We start from the raw sequence: 20,424 nt of genomic DNA, 5'->3' as shown, positions 1-20,424 counted from the left end.
ATATTGAGCCCAATAGCGGCACATCTGGTCACAGCCAAACAACCTCTGCGGAAATAAATTCCCGCAGAGGTTGCCCAGGTTTGTATTCACCCGACTGGCAGGATACTTATCTGCCGGCCATACAACATCAGAATTTTAAGTTCAGGTTGACAAACGCAACACGTCCCGGTGCCGGTATAGCATAGTGGCGAAAATAGGTCGTATTGAAATAACGTTTGTCCGTCAGATTCTGAACATTCAACTGCACGTCCAGATTCTGGCTAATGTTATATTTTGCCATCAGGTCGAAACGCACATAGGACGGGAGATAGCCATTGTTACTGGGATCAGCATATACCTTGCCGGTATAGAATAACCCGCCACCGAGCGTTACACGTGGCAACACCTTGTAGGTAGACCAGAAGCTGGCAGCATGTTTGGGAGTGCCATGCAGCTGTTTACCTTTACTGCCGGCTGAACCCACTGCATTCTGATCGGTGCTGTCGCCTACCCGAGTCTGTTCCGCATCGAGGAAGGTATACCCCCCGAATACATTCCACTTATCAGTCACATTCCCTGCAAAACCAAGTTCAAAACCATTCACTACAGCTCTACCTGCATTCTCAACAGATGGGCCCACGTTGACGCGTGCATTGGTTTTGATCGTGTGGAACACTGCGGCAGTCAGCGCCAGATCGTGCAATACATGCCACTTGGTACCTACTTCATAAGTTTCGGTACGTTCTGGCTTCAAACTTTCTGTATTAGCATTTAGATCACCGCCCGCATAACCGAAATCTCCCATGGACAAACCGACAGGTGAAGAAGATGTGGCAAAGGCTGCATAAATATTCGCATTGGGCTGCATCTTATAAACAGCCCCTACCTGATAATTGAAGAAACTTTTGTTTTGCTTGAAAGAAGTCGTATTGGCACCGGTACTGGCATTGCGATTCTGTAAATCGACCTGATAATTATCAAATCGAATACCGGCATTGAACAGTATTTTTTCTGTCAGCTCCATACTATCGAATATATAAGCCGATTTATTATGAGCTTCTATTTCCGCACTGGGATACGCGTTGCGGGTGACGGGATCGAACGCAACTGATGAATCAGGATTACCCAGCGGCGTTAGACGATCAGCCGGGTTGATAATCGCACCACCGGCATAAGTGCGATTCCGGTAATCTTCCCAACTGACTTCGAAACCGGCATTCAAACTATGTTTGATGAACCCGGTATCAAAGATGAACGATACATCCGTCAGGTTGGCAACCGTCTCGGTTCTGGTGCCACGGTTTCTCGTAGCGTCCCTGTTCACAAGGCCCGCTGCAAAATCAGCACTGCTGATGTTAGGGCGACCGACGAAGAATTCATTGGTCGTGATGCTATAGCGCGTAGTATTGCGCACGACCAGATTATCGCTGAATGCATGTGAAATTTTGAATGTACCGATATCGGCTGAAGTATCCTGAAAATCCCGGCCCTTAACACCATACCAGGCGCTTCTGGAACCCACCGGCTTCCCTTCCGGAATGCCGCCATTTGCAGTATTCTGAATGAACGGAATTCCCCAGTCCGACTTATCATCCGTTTCAAAGTGATACCAGCTGAAGGTAGCACTGGTCGCGGTATTCAGTCCCAGAGTAATGGAAGGCATCAACCCCCAGCGTTCAACATCGACGCCATCACGTCCCGGGGTATCCGCTTTGTGTGCCATTCCTACCAGACGGACAGCAACATTTTCCCCAATCGTATAATTACCATCGATTGTCCCGCGCTTGAATTTTTCGGTACCGAGCCCGGCAGAACCCTTGAAAAAGTTGCCTGCCCGCGCCTGCTTGGTGACGATATTGATACTACCCCCTGCAGAACCTCTACCGTCAAAACTACCGCTCGGGCCTTTCAGTACTTCCATCTGCTCGACTGCGAAGATTTCACGTGTCTGAGTACCGAGATCGCGTAAACCATCCACATAAATCGATGAAAAAACGTCGAATCCACGAATGAACGGGCGATCACCTGACGCAATACCCCCTTCACCACTACCGAAAGTAATCCCCGGTGTGGTCCGCAGCGCATCCTGGAACGTCAGCGAACCGCTATCCTTGATGACTTCATCGGTAATGACAGTGATCGATTTGGGTGTATCAATGAGCGGAGCGGTAAATTTCTGACTGGCAGATTTATCTACCTTGTATTCATTGCTTCTTTCACTGGTTTTCCCTGATTTGACCTTGATTTCAGGTAGCGGCACAGGCTCACTTGCATTTGCACCTGCCATCCCACCAAAAGCCAGTGTCAATGCAGATACAACCGGCCTGATCGGGAATATCCCCCATGAACGAGAAGACACCTTTGCCATTTTCAATCTCCCTTAAGTTAAATAATTGGTTGAAAACCAAATTTTTGTTATAAAAATAGTAAATACAAAGAAAATATGAGTATCAATCAGGTGACAATCATTGTTTTTTCATCTGAATACTCCTGTTTTTGAATCGTGCCCATCCGCTGGATCGGGTGTGATGCCCCTCCCTGCTGCCGGGAATACCGGAAAAATGTATAGCACATACGCCCCTTCATTTTGGCTGTTCATTTCACTCGCACTCAATTGGCCAGGTCACATCAGATGCCTTATTCTTTCGGCGCCTGGCAGGGAGTAATGGCATGGAATGTTGAAGTGTCGGAGAAGTATTCTTTTCATGAAGAGCCTTTTTGTCTGACGCCCCTGCACAACGACCACAGGTCATATGAATCGTCACGGGCTGTTCCGTCAGGACAAAACCATGCCTGGAAGCGAGTTGTCTCAGGTGTTCATGCAGTAATACAGAATCGTCCATAGGCACACTGGCTCCACACTGACGACATACGATGGCTCCTTTACGATCTTGCAAATCATGCGAGCTCAACCTGTAGACAGCCTTTCCACCACTGGCCCCGACGCGCCATTCACGTAACAGCACCCCGCGATGATCGAGATCCTTGAGCGCACGATATACAGTTGCCAGGCTGATGGTCGTCCCGCGTGCAATCAGTTCCCTGAAGATCGCCTCACCTTCAATCCATCTTTGCGAATCAGCCTCCAGGACTTTCAGTATGCTCAATCGTGTGGATGTGGAGCGCAAACCCGCTGCCTGCAACTTCAAAGAACAAGGATGACCCGCTCTGGAACCCATTATTTATCCCCTCCACACTCGCACGGTACAATCAGCCCACGGCACTCTCTACCGTATGGCACTATGAATATAAACAGAAATCGTTCGTGTTTTTGCTATGATACAAACCGAAATGTCGTCGTTTTGTCAGCAACGTCTGAAATAAACCATGAATCCTTCTTTTCAAGCCCGTATTCTCATCCTCGAGGATAATGCCAGCCTCGTTGCCAACCTTTTTGCCTACCTGGAACCGCGGGGATACCTGCTGGATGCAGCCCAGGATGGTCTTGCTGGTCTTACGCTTGCACAGCAGGGGAATTACCATGCGCTGATCATCGATTGGGGGCTGCCAACGAAGGAAGGAGTAGATGTCATCCGCGCTCTGCGTGCACGGGACTGCCATATACCCATCCTCATGCTGACCGCTCGCGACGATCTCGATGACAAAATTTCCGGATTCAGAGCAGGTGCGGATGACTACCTGATTAAACCATTCGCGTTCGCAGAGCTTGAGGTGCGTATCGAAGCGCTGCTTGCCCGAAGTCGTGGCAGAAGGCGCAAGCTCACTGTGGGCGACCTTTCATTCGATCTGGATACTCAGCATATATGGCGCGGATCACGGCAGATACAACTGTCCGCAAGTGAGCGACGGCTTCTGGAAGTACTGATGCGCGCAAGCCCGTCAGTCGTTTCTCGTCCTGAACTCGAAGAAACGCTTTGGGGTGACGAGCCACCGGAAGGCAATGTGCTCCGCTCACATATGTATGAACTCCGGCGAGCTGTGGACGGAGAGCAGGAAGAAAAACTGCTGCACACACTTCGATGTGTCGGCTATCGCCTTGCTGTGCAGGAGCAAAACTGATGGCGACCAAAAGCCTGCGACGACAGATCATGCTCGGAATGCTGGCGTACACACTGCTGCTTTCACTCGGGATAGCAACCTACGGCGTGACCGTGATCAAAAATGTGGAACACCTTATCTGGGAGTCACTGCTGCGGAGTGAGTTCGAATACTTCCTGGAATGCCAGCGCACCGAAGCCGGTTACCGATGGGATGACACGGAGCTGCTGCGACTCTTTGGAAAAGGCAGCGATACACCCATTCCTGCAGAATTCGATCTGCCAGCAGGAGTTCATGACGGAATATCTGTCGAAAAGAAACAATTCGTCGTGCTGGCGAGTGGTATCGGCCCGGATCGCAGTGTGATGACACTGGACATTACGAACATAGAAAGAGTGGAACGGCAGCTCATCTGGATGATTCTCGGATCCGCTGCTGTACTGGTATGTATCCTCGTTCTGGTTACGATTTTCGGTGCCAGACGACTGGTACGACCGCTGAACAGCCTTGCACGAGCAATTGCAGAATTGTCACCCGATCAGAACGGACAGCGTGTACAAATTGAACCACATGCCCCGAAAGAAGCCCAGGTCATCGCTGAAAGGCTCAATTCCTATCTCGTGCAGATCGACGATTTCGTGGAGCGCGAGCGCAAATTCATCCGCATGGCCAGTCACGAATTGCGCACCCCGCTTGCCGTGGTCGTCAGTACCGCCGAGGTGGCACTCGACCCCCTGGTATCACCGCATTCAACCGAAGCACACCTGCGCCGCATCCTGGCAACGGCTCACGAAATGCAGAATCTGGTCACACTTCTCCTCGCTCTTGCCAGAGACCCTGCACGCCTGCAGTCGATGATGGAACTGGTCGACCTGGCTGAGCTGGTACCCTCCATCGTCCAGGATCATCGGCTGCTGGCCGGATCAAAGGAACTGGCTTTCGACATCATCACAACGCCCCCTTGTTCAATCCACGCTCCTCGCCAGATTGTGAGTGCCACCATCGGCAATCTTGTCCGCAATGCGATTGAAAACAGCGAGCACGGTACGATTCGTGTGATCACCACCGGTTCCGGTGTCACCGTTCAGGATTCCGGGCATGGTGTTTCAGAAAGCGAACGCAGTCGTATTTATACACAGCTTGCACGTGCTGGCTCCGCTGCAGCCGGTGGCATTGGGCTCGAACTGATCGCCCGGGCATGCGCTCATCTGGGCTGGCGCCTGGATATCGACAGTCTGGAATCCGGTGGCACCAAAGCCACACTCACCTTCCGTTGATCTTCCCGGTATCCGGTCGACAGTGGTTCATGCCAGTTTCCAGCGAGCGTGTTCCCCTGCTCTGAGGGGGATCAATTTTTCTTCACCCAATTCGACCTGCTCCGGAATCTGCCAGCTTTCCCTGATCAGGGAAATCCGATCGGTATTACGTGGTAAACCATAGAAATCGGGGCCGTGAAAGCTGGTAAAAGCCTCCAGTCGATCGAGCCGGCCAGCCTGTTCGAATACCTCGGCATAAAATTCGATGGCTGCATGAGCACTGTAAATACCCGCACACCCACAGGCTGATTCTTTGTCTCTGACCGGATGTGGTGCGCTGTCGGTACCAAGGAAGAATCTGGAATGACCGCTGGTCGCTGCTTCCAGCAGTGCCTGACGATGTATTTCCCGTTTCAGTACCGGCAAACAGTAATGATGCGGACGCAATCCGCCGGTAAACAGGGCATTCCGGTTCAGCATCAGGTGGTGTGCGGTAATCGTGGCAGCAATCCGGTTTGGAGCCGTCTGCACAAACTCGACTGCCTCTCTGGTAGTGATATGTTCGAATACCACTCGCAGCCCGGGAAAGCGTTGCAGTAGCGGCGTCAGTACCCGGTCAATGAAAATTTTTTCCCGGTCGAAAACATCCACTGCAGGATCGACCACTTCTCCATGCACGAGTAAAGGCATGTCGAGCTCTTCCATCTTCTCCAGCGTAGCCTCGCAGCGTGCAATATCCGTGACACCCGCATCGGAATGTGTGGTCGCTCCAGCAGGGTAGAGCTTGATACCTTGCACGATACCACTTGCCTGAGCCCGAGTAATTTCTTCGGGTGATGTCGTATCCGTCAGGTATAGCGTCATCAGCGGCTCGAACCGCCCGGCCAGCTCAGCCGGTAAAGCAGACAGAATACGGACACGATAGGCAGCTGCCTGTTCAGTCGTCACGATGGGCGGCTTGAGGTTCGGCATGATGATGGCGCGCGCAAAACGCCGGGCGGTATCGGGCAACACCGACCGCATGGCGTTACCGTCACGCAAATGCAGGTGCCAGTCATCCGGACGGGTAAAAGTCAGCTTGTCTGCTGTGTCGTTCAATTTGTTGCCTCGCTGATTCAAAGTAAGAATCAGCCACTATATGTCATCCGGGTGGCATACGTCATGGAATCCGGAACATCACGCAGACTTTGCTCCTCAGATTGGTCTGCTGCGGTACCGTGTCATCGATCCAATCAGAATCAGGCCAGTCAGCATGATAGCCAGCATGTACGGTTCCGATACCTGGGCGATATCCACCGCCACTTGCGCAAGCGATATAAACGGTTGATTTGTAAGATCAAACTCGAAATGATTTACCGTGTTGGCAAAATACCACAGCCCAAGATACTGGTTCAAATCATGATCGGTCACGGAAGTGCCCGTGAAAGTCCTGGTCCAGCTGGATGCAGCAAGACCATTGAGCAGAGGCGCAGCAGGCTCATCTCCCCACATCTCGACCTGCAATGCAACGACGAGCGGGCCGCTGAACAAAGATACGGGCGATATACGAATGAAGAATTCTTGCACTACACTAGGGGTAATGAGATTACCCGTGCTGGTGACAAAAACACCCGGGTTCCAACTAAGATAAGCATCAGCCACGTTATGGGTACCTATATCAGGCGCAGCTGTCCGATCACCACTACCACCATAACTGGCATCGGAAATGGTATCCCACTCGGCATAAAGCGTACTTGCACCACCTCGCATCCAGCCACCCCAGCCGGCCTCATCCGGTGTATCGAAACCATACCCGGCATCATAAGGATTCGGGCTGTTGGAAATATCGGCAGCAGCCTGACCACTCAAGCCGACCAGCAAGAGACTGATGATGATTCTGCATAAAGACAACATACGATTACGCTCCTGAAATTAAACTGACAGCACGACATGTACTGACGGATTTTTAAGGAACCTCTGCACGAATCCTCCATGAACCGCATTGCGGGCAAAATCATGATGATCGCAAGGAGCGCAACGAAGGTCGTAGTTATTCTACGATGCCGAGGCGCACGACACAGCGAGCGCGTGATTTTGCCACAACCCTGAGGGCACTGATTTTGCAGACGGACTGCAGCGTTGAGTTCGTCGTGAAGGGGTCACCATTCACTACCTCACTCGCCTTGCATTCCATCCGCAAAACACAGTGTGCGGCCATGTGGGATTCGTGCAGAGGTTCCCACCCAAGGGCTGGCGGACCGAAAACAGGGTCTGGCTGGCAATATCGAAATACGAGGCTGGCTTGGCAAAAAACAGGCGAAAGCTGGCAGAAAGCGTCGGCCGGGTAGAAAACCAGAGAATGCTTTCCCGGCCGTGAAAAAATATTTATCGGAAATTTGAAACTGTCAGCCAATCAGCCGGCTGCAACAAGAAACATTTATATGCAAATCCGATTTTTTCGAAAAATAGCAGATAATGAGAATCATTGTCAACAACCCATCCCGGACTAAACAAACTTCTCCGGTAATCAATTGGAATAAATTCCGGTTCCACCCGACTTTGTTCGTATTTTCATGTAATACGCTACTATCAGAGGGTCATCATCCTGTTTCAGCCTCATTCAGCTGCACTGCTTTAGAAACAGGATGATCCATAAACAAGCTTCTTTCGTTTCCGGATACGAGATTATTTATGATAAGGTTGAAAGGTAACTTCGCCCTACATCTTTGGCCAGTGCGAGATACGTATTGTGCGAATCAAACGCCGATCATGCGGGATAGGATGACATCCTTCCCGGAAAATCCGGAAGCCTGCCTCGACCAAATGTGAATGAAATGAATCCTTCTGAAAAGGAATACTTTCTCTTTCTATGTGAGAACGACGATGACGACACCCAATGATGCAGATAACGAGACCTACAGCCAGTCTCTCGAAAATGACATGAGCAGATTATTACCCGATCAGTCCGTGCTGGGAGAGCCCGAGCCCTGGGAAAGCTGGGAAACCAGCCTGTGCCTGTGGAGTATAGGAATCGGTATCGCGGCACTGGTCATTCTGGGTATTCTGGTGGACTGGTTCCTCCTTCCGGGACAAAAATGAAAGCTGATCTGGAAGTTCGGTTGATACATGATGGGATCAAATGGATCGCATACCATCAGGACTTCGAAGCTTGCGGACAAACCCTGGCGGAACTGGATCAGGCTCTGATCCGGTATCTGCTGGACAGGCAATTATTTCCGGAAAATAGCTGCGTGACAGTATTCATGATTTTCGATCATAGCTGCATTCCCGCCTGGATACGCCAATACGCCTACCATTACTTCAACCGTTACATCCGTCTGGACTTGAAATCACCTGTATCAGTGGTGCAATAAAAACGAGGAAACAAGCAAGAAATGAATGCAATGAATGACAAATGGTATTCAGGTATGGCCAGAACGGAAGACTGGTGGGCAGTCTGGCTGGGATTGATCATGTTCATGGCGAGCGTCAGTTCACTCTGGGGATGGGAGCTGACCGGCTGGATGGCCAAACCCGACACCTGGGTATGGGAAAAATTTTCCATCGAAGGCGTACTGAAATCCAGTGGCAAGCCGGAATGGCATCCGGCATTGTCGTTACTGGTGACTTATCTGGTATTTACCGCCCTGACCTGTCTGGCAGCATGGTCGATGAAATTTGACCTGAAACAGTTTTTTATCGGTTGGACCATTCTTTTCATCATGACCTGGGTCATCTGGATCATCGGCAATGAAGCTCATTTCAAAGCCTCTGTCTATGAAATGGACAAATATGGCCTGTCCTGGGGATTGTCTCTCGGCAGCGGTTTTTCTTACCTGCTGGCGTTGCTGGTCGGGCTCGTCATCGGCAATTTCTTCAAAAATACCGCCAGATTTCTCAACGAAGCAGCAAAACCGGAATGGTTCATCAAAACGGCAATCGTATTCCTGGGTATCAAAATCGGCGTCATGTCCATCGAAGCAGCCGGTTTCATTACAGAACTGGTCATGACCGGGGTTGCGGCTACTTTTGTCGCCTATATGCTGTTCTGGCCGATCGTCTATGCGCTTGGCCGCAGAGTATTCCATTTATCACGTGATGCCGCAGCGGTCCTTTCTTCCGGCATTTCCATCTGCGGCATATCGGCTGCCATCGCCACCGCCGGTGCCATTCGTGCCCGCCCGGCACTTCCGGCATTCGTCTCGATTCTGGTCGTGATCTTCGCCATGTTCGAACTCATCATCCTGCCGGGGTTTTATACGGCAATAGCACCGGAGCAGCCTATCGTCAACGGCTCCGCTCTGGGGCTGACAGTCAAGACAGATGGTGCCGATGCAGCTGCCGGAGCCATGCTGGATGAATTGATGCGTGCCAATGCCGAGGCCAACCTGGGCATCGTATGGAAAGAAGGCTGGATTTTGATGGCATCACTGACCACGAAAATCTGGATCGATATGTTTATCGGTGTCTGGGCCTTCGTTCTGGCGCTGGTGTGGGTATATAAAGTAGAACGCAAACCCGGCCAGTCCAAAATCGGACTGATGGAAATCTGGCACCGGTTCCCGAAATTTGTACTGGGTTATCTCCTGGTCTGGTTTTCGTACATCATGCTCGCCTCCAGCGGATCAGAAGCCGCTGAAACCTTGCATAAAGCTGCTGCCGCAGTCGAGGGGCCAATGCGTAACATGATGTTCATGCTCACCTTTATCAGCATCGGCATCATAACTGACTTCAGCAAGCTCAAAGGAATGGGGAAGTTGGCATTACTCTATGCAATTGCGCTGTTCGGCATCATTGCCCCGATTGCTTACGGGGTTGCATGGATATTTCATCGCGGCATGATGCCGCCCGTTCTCTGAAGAATTGCGCAAAAACTAATGACGAGCGGTGACAACAGATCGCTTGCTAAAAAAGCACATATTATCGTCGCTAATCGTCAGAAACCGATGCGCAGCACTGCAGTAGCGGCATGATCATGCCCGTTATGTGCGAAGCGGCCGGTATAGCTGGCACCAATCGCCGCACGCCTGCCCAGTGACAATTCGAACCCGCCCTCGACCAGCAGATTGTTGCGTGCGAGTGGCGTACCGGCGATGGTAAAGGGATCACCCATGGAAAAGCGATGGGTCGAACGCGGAATCACATCACCCCAAACATGCTGCCAACCGATCATGCCAACGGTTCTGATGCCTGTCCCGCGGAAAACATGTGCAGCTTCGATGCGTTGGCCCAGCGTCATGACAGTCGCAGACATCGTGCTGCGTCGGCCGGCCAGAGCCATACTGCCCCCGGTTTCGGTAAACCTGTTCGAACGTGTGTGAATATGGGCGAGGTTAGCAAATGGCTCATAGCGCACAATGCCAAAATGGAGGGTGTGAGCCAGCTCTCCGAAAGCCTGGGTCGTACTCGCACCATGAGTACTGCGCAAAGTTCCGGAAAGACCGGGGACGGCAACCGTGCGCCGGGTGTCGATGTCATGCTCGCCATGCAACAAACCAAGACGCAAGCCCAGATCGCCCCATTGGGTGCCTCCATAGAGACCGGCATACCACGTTCCGGCCTCGGCGGTCGAGGCCCGGTCAGCAACCGTCACACCAGTCCAGCTACGGCCGGTCATGACGCCTGTCCGCCAGTTGCCAAGCTGACCATCGAGGCCCAGGAGCAACCCGCCAGTATCGCGTTTGAGGGAGGCAGCGTTGCCATCACTCTGCCAACCGGCCCAGGCCCCATAGCCATGTGCCCAGAATGCAGTGTCGGTATTTGTGTCAAACGCGGATCGAAGCCGGTCATTGACTGCTCTGCGCGGAAAACGGCTTTCTTCGAGCAGCACGCTGGATGCAGTGGCATGGATTTCTCCCGAAAGAAAGTCGAAGCTCCGGCGCACGGCGACCTCATCGCTCATGAGCGCAATCGTGTTCCATATCGGGTGGCCATAAGGCAGCGTACCAATTCCCCTGCCCGTCGCGATCTGGTTCGGAGTGAGCGCGACCGATGCAAAGGCAACGTCATTGCGCACGAAATCGAGCGTGATATCGTTGCCATCGCCACCAGCATAATTCACGTATGGATCGAGGAACAACAGATTGTTGTTGACCGCGCCGAAGCTGCCAGCCACTGCGCCGGCACTCTGCTTGTCGATGATAGTGAACGGCCCGTTGATGATATTCCAGCCCGACGCCACGGGAGGAGAAAGCTGGAGATCGAGGGTGGCACCGGTAATATCGACGCCACCCTGCACAATGAGCATGTCCGTCCCCGCCGGTGTACCGTCGATTCGCAGTGTGCCGTAATTGACGTAGTTGCCGGCAATGGTCTGAACGCCAACGCTGTTACCCGGCGCGTGCACACCGCCGCCAAGGATGGTGACGTCGGCCCCGGCGCTACCGACCGTGCCCGAACCGCCAAGTGTTGCGCCATCCAGCACATTGACCATACCGCCGAGCGTCCCGGCGCCGCCCATGCCAACGATCAGACGGCCATTCGTAACCGTCGTCGTACCGTTAAAAGCAGCGCTGTTGCCGGTGAGCATCGTCGTACCGGTGCCCAATTGATCGAAGACGCCAGTCCCGGAAAGGATACCTGCATAGGTCCAGTCATTTGAACGATCAATGCGCAGTGTTCCTGTGCTGTCGATCTGGATGTCGCTGGTGACCGAGCCGCTCGTGCCGCCATTGCCGAGCTGGAGCACACCGCCCGCAATCATCGTAGAACCGCTATAGGTGTTGTCGCCGGTCAGGATGGTCGTGCCGGAATAGTGATTGAGCGCCCCGTTTCCGGTGATGACGGGTGAGAAGAGATAGGCGCTATCGGTATGATTGAAATTAAGCCTGCCGGTGCCGTCGCCAAAACGAACTTCGGCGGCGCCCAGCGTGCCGGCCCCGACCGGCGCACTACCCGCCGCAGCCCCGATATTCACCACGCCATTTGCTGTCGCGGCTTCAGCGACATGAACAATGCCGTTGCCGCCGCCGACACTAACATGGCCACCGTCTGCGACGGTCAGGGTGGCGCTGCCGTTGGTACCGACGGTTAAATCACCGCTGTTGATCCAGCGTGCGCCAGCGCCGGAAACCAGGGCCACGCCCTGGCGGCCTGTACCGACGCCAATACCTGCGGTTGCATTCGAAACCATGCCGCCGTCTGAGACGGTGAGCGTGCCGTTGCCCAGTGCTCCTACAATGAGGGCGCCGCTGTTGGTCCAGGTGGAGTCCGCGCCTGAGACGGTCGCTTCGCCGAGACCCGAAGTGTTGGACCCGATAGTGGTCAGAGTGCTGGTGACCGAGCCGCCGTCTTCGATCGTCAGCGTGCCATGGCCGCTTGCGCCGATGGTCAGGATGCTGCCTGCGATCCAGCGTGAATCGGCGCCGCGAACCGCGACCGATCCGGTGCTGCCTGACGAGACCCCGACCGAGAGGTTGTTCGATTGGCCCACGCCGCCATTCTCGACGATCAGCGTACCCTTGCCCGCGCCGCCGACCTGCGTGGAACTGGTGTTGATGAGGCTCGATCCCGCGCCGCTTAAGGTCACGAGACCTTCGGCGCCCGCCTGGCGGCCAATCACGAAGCTGGCCACGATATTCGCCTTGCCGCCATCGGCAACAGTCAGCGTACCTTTGCCGAGATCGCCGATGTAGAGCGTACCCGTGTTGCTCCAGGTGGAACCCGCATCCTTGATCGTCACGGTACCGATAGCGCCGGCCTCCCGCCCGATCCGGCCATCCGTGTTGCTGAGTGCACCACCGTCTTCGACCATCAACTCGCCCATGCCGAAACTGCCGATCTCAAGGGCCGCGCTGTTCGACCAGGAAGAACCCGCGCCTGAGACCGTCACCTCGCCGGTCGATCCGGTCTCGCGGCCGACAAAGCCTTCGACATTGCTTACAGCGCCACCATCTACGATCAGCAATCTGCCAGAGCCGCCGAAACCCACGGACATCGAGTTGTTCGTTGTCCAGCTTGAACCGGAACCCTGAACGATAGCCGTACCTATACCTGTCGAGCTCCAGCCGATCCGGGTCACGTTCGTGCTGTTCACCGTTGCACCATCTTCGATGATCAAAGCGCCGGTGCCTTCGCTACCGACCTGCATCATGTTGCCGTTGGTCAGCCTCGATCCCGCGCCGCTCACAGTCACGAGGCCATCGGAACCAATGAAACGGCCGATATAAAGGAATGTACCGATATTGGCGGTGCCCCTGTCCTCAATCTTGAGAGTGCCCGTGCCACTACTACCCACGTGCATTTGCAATACGGTGGAGAACAGGGAATCATTACCACTGACCATCACCGTGCCAGAACTACCAACGGCAGAGCCGAGGAGCGCCTGACCCGGACCGGCAACCATACCACCATCGGTAATGGAAAGCGTGCCCGCTGCATTCACGCCCACACGTAAATTGGCAGGTTGCCATAGCGCAAGAGGCGGCGCCGGGATACCGGGAAGAATATTACCGCTGGCGATGATACTTTGCGCAAATGCGGCAGGATATACGAAGGTGGTACCACTCAGGAAGGTAAGGATTGTGGAAAATTTCATACGGGCACATCTTTTTCATAACGAAACGGGATACTATTTTCGGTTGTCACCGAATTCTTAATCGTTATGAGGTCCGGGATTATTAAGTGCTTCGCCGGGATTCTTTAATTTTCATCCCCTTATACTTCATAATTTGAGACATTGAAGCCCAATCAAGGGGCTACCTGCGATTCCGATGCAGGTTTTATCCGCTATATTTCTTCCCTTCACGATTGTTCGCGCCCATCAGGTAGAGGTGCGGCCCAAAAAAGAAGGAGAAGATTTCTGGCAGACAAAAGAATGATTGGGCGGCGAGAGCCCTACATCCGTCCGAATTGCCTGTTTGGATTCGATGATCTCGTCCATTCATCCGGTGGTGATCTCCATACCCTGGCCGACCAGGCAGGGCTGCCAAGGGAAGCGTTCAGCAATCCCGACATACTCATCTCCTGGCCCCGCCAGGGTATATTCTGCGAACTAGCGGCGCAGGAACTAGGACGTCCGAACTTCGGCCTGGATCATGCTTTTTCGCTGCCGAATACTTATCCCACCGCAGGAGCAGCAATCTTTCTTTCACAGATCACGCACACCTTTGAAGAATGGCTTGACGCATGCGAGCGCTACGCGCGCTACTACACGAATGCCTGGGTTCCGTTACTGATCAGGGACGGCGGCCCGTTCGCATACGTGCGGCTGTTGAAGGATCCCCTGGCAAAATCCCCGCGCCAGCAGACAGAAGGACTGGTCGCTACATTCTACCGAATGGCCAGAACCGTGATCGATGCTACAGATGAAAAAGCCCATCTCATCCGGTTCCGCCATGCCCGTCCTTGTGACACGCAACCGCATGAAGCACTTTTCGACTGCCCGGTCGAGTTCGAAGCTGCGCACAACGAGCTCGTATTCCCGCATGAATATCTCAATCGACCGACCAATGGTCGCCTGGCCGGACTCGAGCCATTGCTCGATCTCTATCTGCGTTACCGGATTGCCAAGATGCCGCTCTATGATCAGTCGGTCGCGGCAACCGTCGCCGCTGGCATCCCGATCGTGCTCAATACCAGCCTGTGCAATCTCGAGTACTTCGCGGTATCGCTGGGACTCAGTCCAAAGAAGCTGCAGCGCCTGCTGCAGCAGGAAAACACCAGCTTTTCGGCGATCCTGGACAAGGTGAGGGAATCACTTGCATGCGAGATGCTGGAAACGACCGATGTTCCCATCAGCAACATCTGTGGCCTGCTGGGATATACGGCACTCCCGGCGTTCAATCTCGCCTTCAAGCGCTGGATCGGCGTGGCGCCGAGCATTTATCGCGAGTTTAATCGCAGGAAAGAAAAAGATTGTGACTCATGATCATTGCGAGTGGATAATTGTCTATGTTTCCGTTTTTCGTTCCAGCAGCGCCCGGGCATAGAGCTTTTTTCTGCCTTCACCGGTAATTTCTGCAGCCAGTTGCACCGCCTGTTTCAAAGGCAGTTCTCTTTGCAGGATGGCAAGCGCATGTACAGCTTGCGGGCTGATGTCCTCCTGCCCAGGTTCTTCTGCCGGCGCCAGCAACAGAACGAACTCGCCTCTCAGCCGGTTTTCATCGGCCTGCAGCCAGTCCAGCGCTTCTCCCAGCGCACAGGTATGAATCGTCTCGAATAGCTTGGTCAGTTCACGGGCAAACGTGATTTCACGGGTGGTACCCAATACGGCAACCATATCCGCAACACATTCGAGTACACGGTGCGGTGCTTCATAAAAAACCAGGATACAGGCGTATAGCGTTTTCAAACCGGCCAGCTTGCGCTGACGCTCCCCGCTTTTTGCCGGTAAAAATCCATAAAAGAAAAAATGCGGTGCAATCAGACCGGATGCGGATAAAGCACACAACGCCGCATTGGCGCCAGGAATGGGCACGACCGGGAGGCTTCGCGCCAGTACCTGCTGCACCAGCAAGGCGCCTGGATCGGAAATCGCCGGAGTGCCCGCATCGGAGATCAGGGCGACCGATTTGCCGCTCCCCAGCAGTTCGATGATTTTCTCCACCGCGCTGCCTTCGTTATGCTGATGTAATGGCATGATACGGGTAGACGTGGTATGCAAAGCATGCCCTGCCAGCAGCTTTTGCGCATGCTGAATGTGTTCAGCCGCAATACAGTCGACCGCAGACAATATTTCCAATGCGCGCAGGGTAATGTCGCGCAAATTCCCGATGGGGGTACCAACCACATATAATGTCCCTTTGGATACTCCTGCTGCAGCTGGCATATTCGTGGCCCTGACTGAAAATGGCTGATCCCGGTGTTTTCGGCGGGTGTGGGCGCACTATACGGCAGTTGCCCGCTTTTTCCAATGTGCCGGATGCTGCCGGTAAAACAGATAAGGCTGTTCCATACCGCTTCCGATCTTTCGGATTTGCTCAATCCCAATTCAAACCAACCACCGTTCTTATGTCCAATCATTCATCCGCTCCGCTGATTCGCCTGCTGCGCTACGGCCATGCTTTTCGCGGCCGTATCTGGCTGGCTACATTATTTTCGATTCTCAATAAGCTGTTCGATCTGGCGCCGCCGGTATTGATAGGGATGGCAGTAGACATCGTCGTCAATCAGCAATCTTCGGTATTTGCCCGGCTGGGATTTCCGGAGGTCTCGACCCAGCTCTGGATACTGGCTACGATCACCCTCATCGTCTGGGGATTCGAATCCATCTGGGAATATCTGCTCAAGCTCTGCTGGCGCAACCTGGCGCAGAGTATTCAGCATACGTTGCGCCTGGATGCCTATGATCATGTTCAGAAACTGGAGCTGGCCTACTTCGAGGCACGCAGCACCGGCGGGATGATGGCGATCCTGAACGATGACATCAATCAGCTGGAGCGGTTTCTGGATGTCGGAGCAAATGACCTCATTCAGCTTCTGACCACCGTCATCACAGTGGGTGGCATGTTCATCTACCTGACACCTGGCGTGGCATGGATGGCGTTATTGCCCATGCCATTCGTCGTGGCCGGTTCCTACCTGTTTCAGAAACGCATTGCTCCGCGCTATATGGCCGTCCGCGAACAGGTCAGCATTCTGAACAGCTATCTGTCCAATAATCTTGGCGGCATTGCCACCATCAAAAGTTATACGACTGAACCGTATGAATTACGCCAGATTGAGCGCGAAAGCCAGATCTATCAGGAAAAGAATCAGCACGCGATTGCCCTCAGTGCTGCCTTTGTACCGATCATCCGTATGGTGATCGCACTCGGTTTCAGTGCCATCATGATTGCAGCGGGGCTAATGGCTGCTGGCGGCGAACTGAATGTCGGCGCGTACAGCATTCTGGTATTCATGACCCAGCGCCTGCTGTGGCCGCTCACTCGCCTGGGGGAAACACTCGATCTGTACCAGCGCGCGATGGCCTCCACACACCGCGTGCTGGATTTATTACAGGCTCAACCGACCATTACAGACGGGCCGCAAACACTACCCGCGGCACAGGTCAGCGGCGAAATCATTTTTGACGATATCAGCTTCAACTATGAGCGGCGCGCATCGACACTGAACCATCTTTCCCTGACTGTTCATGCCGGCCAGACAATTGCACTGGTCGGGGCTACCGGCAGCGGCAAGAGTACGATAGTCAAACTGCTGCTCCGTTTCTACGAGCCGCAACAAGGACGTATTCTGCTGGATGGTCACGATATCCGTGATTTGCGCCTGCATGATCTGCGCAAATCGATCGGTCTGGTCAGCCAGGACGTTTATCTGTTCCATGGCACGGTGTATGAAAATATCGCGTATGGTTCGTCCGGCGCCCATATGGAAGATGTCATCGCCGCAGCCAGAACAGCTGAGGCACATGATTTCATCATGGAACTGCCGGATGATTATCAGACCATCGTAGGCGAACGCGGGCAGAAACTCTCCGGCGGCCAGCGACAGCGCATCTCGATTGCCCGTGCTGTTCTCAAGAATCCGCCGGTGCTGGTACTCGATGAAGCTACTTCAGCAGTGGATAATGAAACAGAAGCAGCCATCCAGCGTTCTCTGGAACGGATTACTGTTGGCCGCACCACCATTGTGATCGCACACCGTCTTTCCACCATCCGTAATGCCCATTGCATTTATGTACTGGACAAGGGTGAAGTAGTGGAAACCGGTACACACGAGGCCCTCCTGGCGCGTAACGGTCTGTACACCAACCTGTGGCAAGTACAAACCGGAGAAAAGATGAGAGCGCATGGATAAAAATGGATTCTTCCGAATGTGGTGCGTAACCGTAAAAAACTGTCTTTGCGAATCCTGAAAGGATGAAACAATCCAGAACCCTTTGCCAATAGTTACTGACACTCCCATGTCATCCGCAGGAAACAAAGGCAGTGATGCCGAGCAGTGCGCCGCTGCCTTTCTCCAGCAGCAGAAACTGACGTTGCTGGAAAAAAATTACCGCTGCCGCTTCGGTGAAATCGACCTGATCATGCGGGAGGACGATACAGTAGTGTTCGTTGAAGTCAGGATGCGCTCCAGTGACCGGTTTGGTGGCGCAGCCGCCAGCATCACCGCTGCCAAGCAGTCCAGACTGATACGCACCGCCCGTCATTATCTGGCGGGACATGAAGGTGACTTTCCCTGCCGCTTCGATGCAGTCCTGATCAGTGGCAACCGGGAAAATGAAATCGAATGGATCAGAAACGCGTTTGATGAAAGCTGATGGCAGGATATCAGTCACCCTCATTCTCACCGCAATAAACAGATAATTCCTCCTTTGCTCGCTGATTAAGATCAACTGCAAACGCAGCAAAATACCTGAAACCTCATTTCTGAAATTTTAAAGGAGCTGATTTTCTCCTGCTCAGAGTAGCAGGCTGCCGCGAAGCTGATCGAATGAGCAAGGTGTCATCAAAACAGAAGATCGCGATATTTAATTTATTAAATTCTTTTTAACTCAGAACCTTACTGAATAATGAGTTTTGTTATACACCCTTTTACAAAGAAGTATGCACCGTTTACGGTGCATAAACGTTAGATTTCATTACCAGCCATGACCAAAGCATTCGACGCATTCGAAAGAGCCATCCGAGACGCTGAGGATCTCCTCGCGAGGCACGACGCGGAGAAGACAGTGCCAAACGGCCACAACGGCGAAGTCTTGAAGCGCGCTGGACTGGTCATGGCACTGGCGGCATGGGAAACCTACGTTAAGGATCGTCTCCAGTCAGAGATTGACACGTGGCTTCAAGCGGTAGAAGGGAGCCCTCTAGGAAAATTTGTACGGCGCCGTCTTGAGGAAGATCTCAAGCGTTTTTTCAACCCAAATGATGAACGTACCCGGCGTATCTTTATCGACTACTTCGACGTGGACATCACCAAGGATTGGGTGTGGGAGAATTACGACAGTAGCACCTCGAAGAAAGTGCTGGATTCACTGGTGGCTAAACGCGGGGACGCCGCCCATAAGGCAAACACCGCTCTTCATGCAAGCGCCGAACCCCACAAAGTTAAACGCGACGAGCTGGAGAAGGGAATCCGATTCCTAAAGGGGCTTGTGGCTGCCACCGAAAAGGCCAAGATCACAAAATGAAATCTAACCAGCCGTTGGGGCGGACACCTCCGCGCTACGCGCTGCGGCGGCGCACCGGTGAATTTAGATGTTAGCCCTCTCATCAAATCGATATGCGTTATCAAGGCCGAATTACCACGTGGAAGGATGACAAAGGCTTTGGCTTCGTCACACCCAACGGCGGCGGAGAGCAAATCTTTGTACATATCAACTCGTTTTCCAGCCGGCAGCGCCGGCCAGAAGGAAACGAACTCGTCACCTATGAACTCACGGTCGATAGTAAAGGCCGCTCCCAAGCGAAAGCTGTCGCGTTTGTTGGCGAACAGCCCACACCGCCTAAGGCTCCGAGCCGCAGCAGCCTTCCCCCACTATTCGCTGTTTGTTTCCTGATCTTTGTCGTTGGTGTCGTCGTCGCTGGCCGGCTTCCCAGTCCTGTCCTCGCGTTTTACACCATTGCAAGTATCGTTGCCTTCTTCGCCTACGCATTCGACAAATCCGCAGCCTTACGGAATCAATGGCGAATCCAGGAAAGTACATTGCATTTATTCGCCCTTCTCGGTGGTTGGCCCGGTGCTCTGGCCGCACAGCGACTACTTCGGCACAAGTCAGCCAAAGCGTCATTCCAAACCACGTTCTGGGTTACCGTCATACTCAACTGCGGAGCACTCGGCTGGTTATTATCGCCTTCAGGTACAAGAACCCTTAACTCTTTGCTAGGTACCGCATGAGGGCTAACCGTCGCTTCGAGCGGACCGCCAAGAAGCTGCACTTGCAGGTTCCCTCCACGCTTTCGGCACTCCGACGGCCGGTTAACTAGGGCCTGTTAACACTAATTAAATAATCTACGATCAGAGCGAAATGGATGAAGAATCGGAAAACTGAATCCAACTTGTCAAAGCGAGAGAAGATTCTTCTGAATCTCTTCAGGCGACGAAACAGCCGTTCCACCTCATTACGCTTTTTGTACATTTCAACGTCGTACTCCCAGGGTGACACACGATTTGCTTTTGGCGGCACCACTGGAATCATCCCCAGATCAAGTACCAACTGTCGGGTTTCATCCCCTTCATACGCTTTATCCATGATCACGTGAGTGTCAGAGAATCCCTTATTCTCCAGGGTTTTCAGCAACTTTCGTCCTTCTGGCGCATCACCGGCCTG

17 protein-coding genes are annotated in these 20,424 nt (G+C 53.3%); 10 read left to right on the top strand and 7 right to left on the bottom strand.

Going from position 1 to position 20,424, the window contains the following annotated elements; translation table 11 throughout:
• Window positions 1-127: 127 nt before the first annotated feature.
• Complete coding sequence (locus tag B5D58_RS10185; RefSeq protein WP_011111349.1) at window positions 128-2,347, bottom strand: TonB-dependent receptor; 2,220 nt, start codon at window positions 2,345-2,347, stop codon at window positions 128-130.
• Window positions 2,348-2,579: 232 nt separating this feature from the next.
• Window positions 2,580-3,158, bottom strand: a complete 579-nt coding sequence (locus B5D58_RS10180) for a Fur family transcriptional regulator (RefSeq protein WP_011111348.1) — start codon at window positions 3,156-3,158, stop codon at window positions 2,580-2,582.
• Between the two features lie 148 nt (window positions 3,159-3,306).
• On the opposite strand from B5D58_RS10180, the gene B5D58_RS10175 reads away from it, so the two are divergent.
• Window positions 3,307-3,999, top strand: a complete 693-nt coding sequence (locus tag B5D58_RS10175; protein WP_011111347.1) for a response regulator transcription factor — start codon at window positions 3,307-3,309, stop codon at window positions 3,997-3,999.
• On the top strand, window positions 3,999-5,255 hold the full coding sequence (locus B5D58_RS10170) for a sensor histidine kinase (protein ID WP_011111346.1): 1,257 nt from the start codon (window positions 3,999-4,001) through the stop codon (window positions 5,253-5,255). The genes B5D58_RS10175 and B5D58_RS10170 overlap by 1 nt, the downstream gene beginning before the upstream one ends.
• A 27-nt stretch (window positions 5,256-5,282) precedes the next feature.
• Here the strand turns inward: B5D58_RS10170 and pyrC are convergent, their stop codons facing one another.
• Both pyrC and B5D58_RS10160 read right to left on the bottom strand, forming a co-directional pair.
• On the bottom strand, window positions 5,283-6,332 hold the full coding sequence (gene pyrC / locus B5D58_RS10165; protein WP_011111345.1) for a dihydroorotase: 1,050 nt from the start codon (window positions 6,330-6,332) through the stop codon (window positions 5,283-5,285).
• Window positions 6,333-6,428: 96 nt separating this feature from the next.
• Entirely contained in the window at window positions 6,429-7,127 is a 699-nt protein-coding gene (locus tag B5D58_RS10160; protein WP_011111344.1) for a hypothetical protein, read from the bottom strand.
• Between the two features lie 969 nt (window positions 7,128-8,096).
• Here B5D58_RS10160 and B5D58_RS10150 point away from each other — a divergent pair.
• The 3 genes from B5D58_RS10150 to B5D58_RS10140 are packed head-to-tail and all read left to right on the top strand — an operon-like array spanning window position 8,097 to window position 10,072.
• Window positions 8,097-8,312 carry a hypothetical protein gene (locus B5D58_RS10150; protein ID WP_011111343.1) on the top strand — a complete coding sequence of 72 codons (216 nt, stop codon included), beginning with the start codon at window positions 8,097-8,099 and terminating at the stop codon, window positions 8,310-8,312.
• Complete coding sequence (locus B5D58_RS10145) at window positions 8,309-8,587, top strand: DUF5395 domain-containing protein (RefSeq protein WP_041356511.1); 279 nt, start codon at window positions 8,309-8,311, stop codon at window positions 8,585-8,587. Before B5D58_RS10150 ends, B5D58_RS10145 begins: the two co-directional genes overlap by 4 nt.
• A gap of 30 nt (window positions 8,588-8,617) precedes the next feature.
• Window positions 8,618-10,072, top strand: coding sequence for a putative sulfate exporter family transporter (locus B5D58_RS10140; protein ID WP_234989060.1), 1,455 nt, complete (start codon window positions 8,618-8,620; stop codon window positions 10,070-10,072).
• Window positions 10,073-10,149: 77 nt separating this feature from the next.
• Here the strand turns inward: B5D58_RS10140 and B5D58_RS10135 are convergent, their stop codons facing one another.
• Window positions 10,150-13,749, bottom strand: coding sequence for an autotransporter domain-containing protein (locus B5D58_RS10135; RefSeq protein ID WP_011111341.1), 3,600 nt, complete (start codon window positions 13,747-13,749; stop codon window positions 10,150-10,152).
• Window positions 13,750-13,890: 141 nt separating this feature from the next.
• Here B5D58_RS10135 and B5D58_RS10130 point away from each other — a divergent pair, with 141 nt between their 5' ends.
• Complete coding sequence (locus B5D58_RS10130; protein ID WP_143779571.1) at window positions 13,891-15,081, top strand: AraC family transcriptional regulator; 1,191 nt, start codon at window positions 13,891-13,893, stop codon at window positions 15,079-15,081.
• 21 nt (window positions 15,082-15,102) lie between these two features.
• On the opposite strand, the gene rsmI is transcribed toward B5D58_RS10130, so the two are convergent.
• Window positions 15,103-15,981 carry a 16S rRNA (cytidine(1402)-2'-O)-methyltransferase gene (gene rsmI, locus B5D58_RS10125; RefSeq protein ID WP_011111339.1) on the bottom strand — a complete coding sequence of 293 codons (879 nt, stop codon included), beginning with the start codon at window positions 15,979-15,981 and terminating at the stop codon, window positions 15,103-15,105.
• Window positions 15,982-16,001: 20 nt separating this feature from the next.
• Between rsmI and B5D58_RS10120 the strand changes: the two genes are divergently transcribed.
• From B5D58_RS10120 to B5D58_RS10105, 4 genes are all read left to right on the top strand, one after another.
• Window positions 16,002-17,951 (top strand): ABC transporter ATP-binding protein, encoded by a 1,950-nt coding sequence (locus B5D58_RS10120; protein ID WP_234989059.1) that lies wholly within the window; start codon window positions 16,002-16,004, stop codon window positions 17,949-17,951.
• A gap of 106 nt (window positions 17,952-18,057) precedes the next feature.
• Window positions 18,058-18,414, top strand: coding sequence for a YraN family protein (locus B5D58_RS10115; RefSeq protein ID WP_011111337.1), 357 nt, complete (start codon window positions 18,058-18,060; stop codon window positions 18,412-18,414).
• Window positions 18,415-18,744: 330 nt separating this feature from the next.
• The gene (locus B5D58_RS10110; RefSeq protein WP_011111336.1) at window positions 18,745-19,284 is read left to right on the top strand and encodes a HEPN domain-containing protein; all 540 of its coding nucleotides are present in this window, start codon (window positions 18,745-18,747) and stop codon (window positions 19,282-19,284) included.
• Window positions 19,285-19,376: 92 nt separating this feature from the next.
• Window positions 19,377-19,991 (top strand): DUF1294 domain-containing protein, encoded by a 615-nt coding sequence (locus tag B5D58_RS10105; RefSeq protein WP_011111335.1) that lies wholly within the window; start codon window positions 19,377-19,379, stop codon window positions 19,989-19,991.
• A gap of 85 nt (window positions 19,992-20,076) precedes the next feature.
• On the opposite strand, the gene B5D58_RS10100 is transcribed toward B5D58_RS10105, so the two are convergent.
• On the bottom strand, window positions 20,077-20,424 hold a 348-nt coding region (locus tag B5D58_RS10100), incomplete at its 5' end, for a transposase (RefSeq protein ID WP_143779570.1).

The organism is Nitrosomonas europaea, from assembly GCF_900167395.1.
Taxonomy (GTDB): Bacteria; Pseudomonadota; Gammaproteobacteria; order Burkholderiales; family Nitrosomonadaceae; genus Nitrosomonas; species Nitrosomonas europaea.
This window is presented reverse-complemented; position numbering and strand designations above follow the sequence as displayed.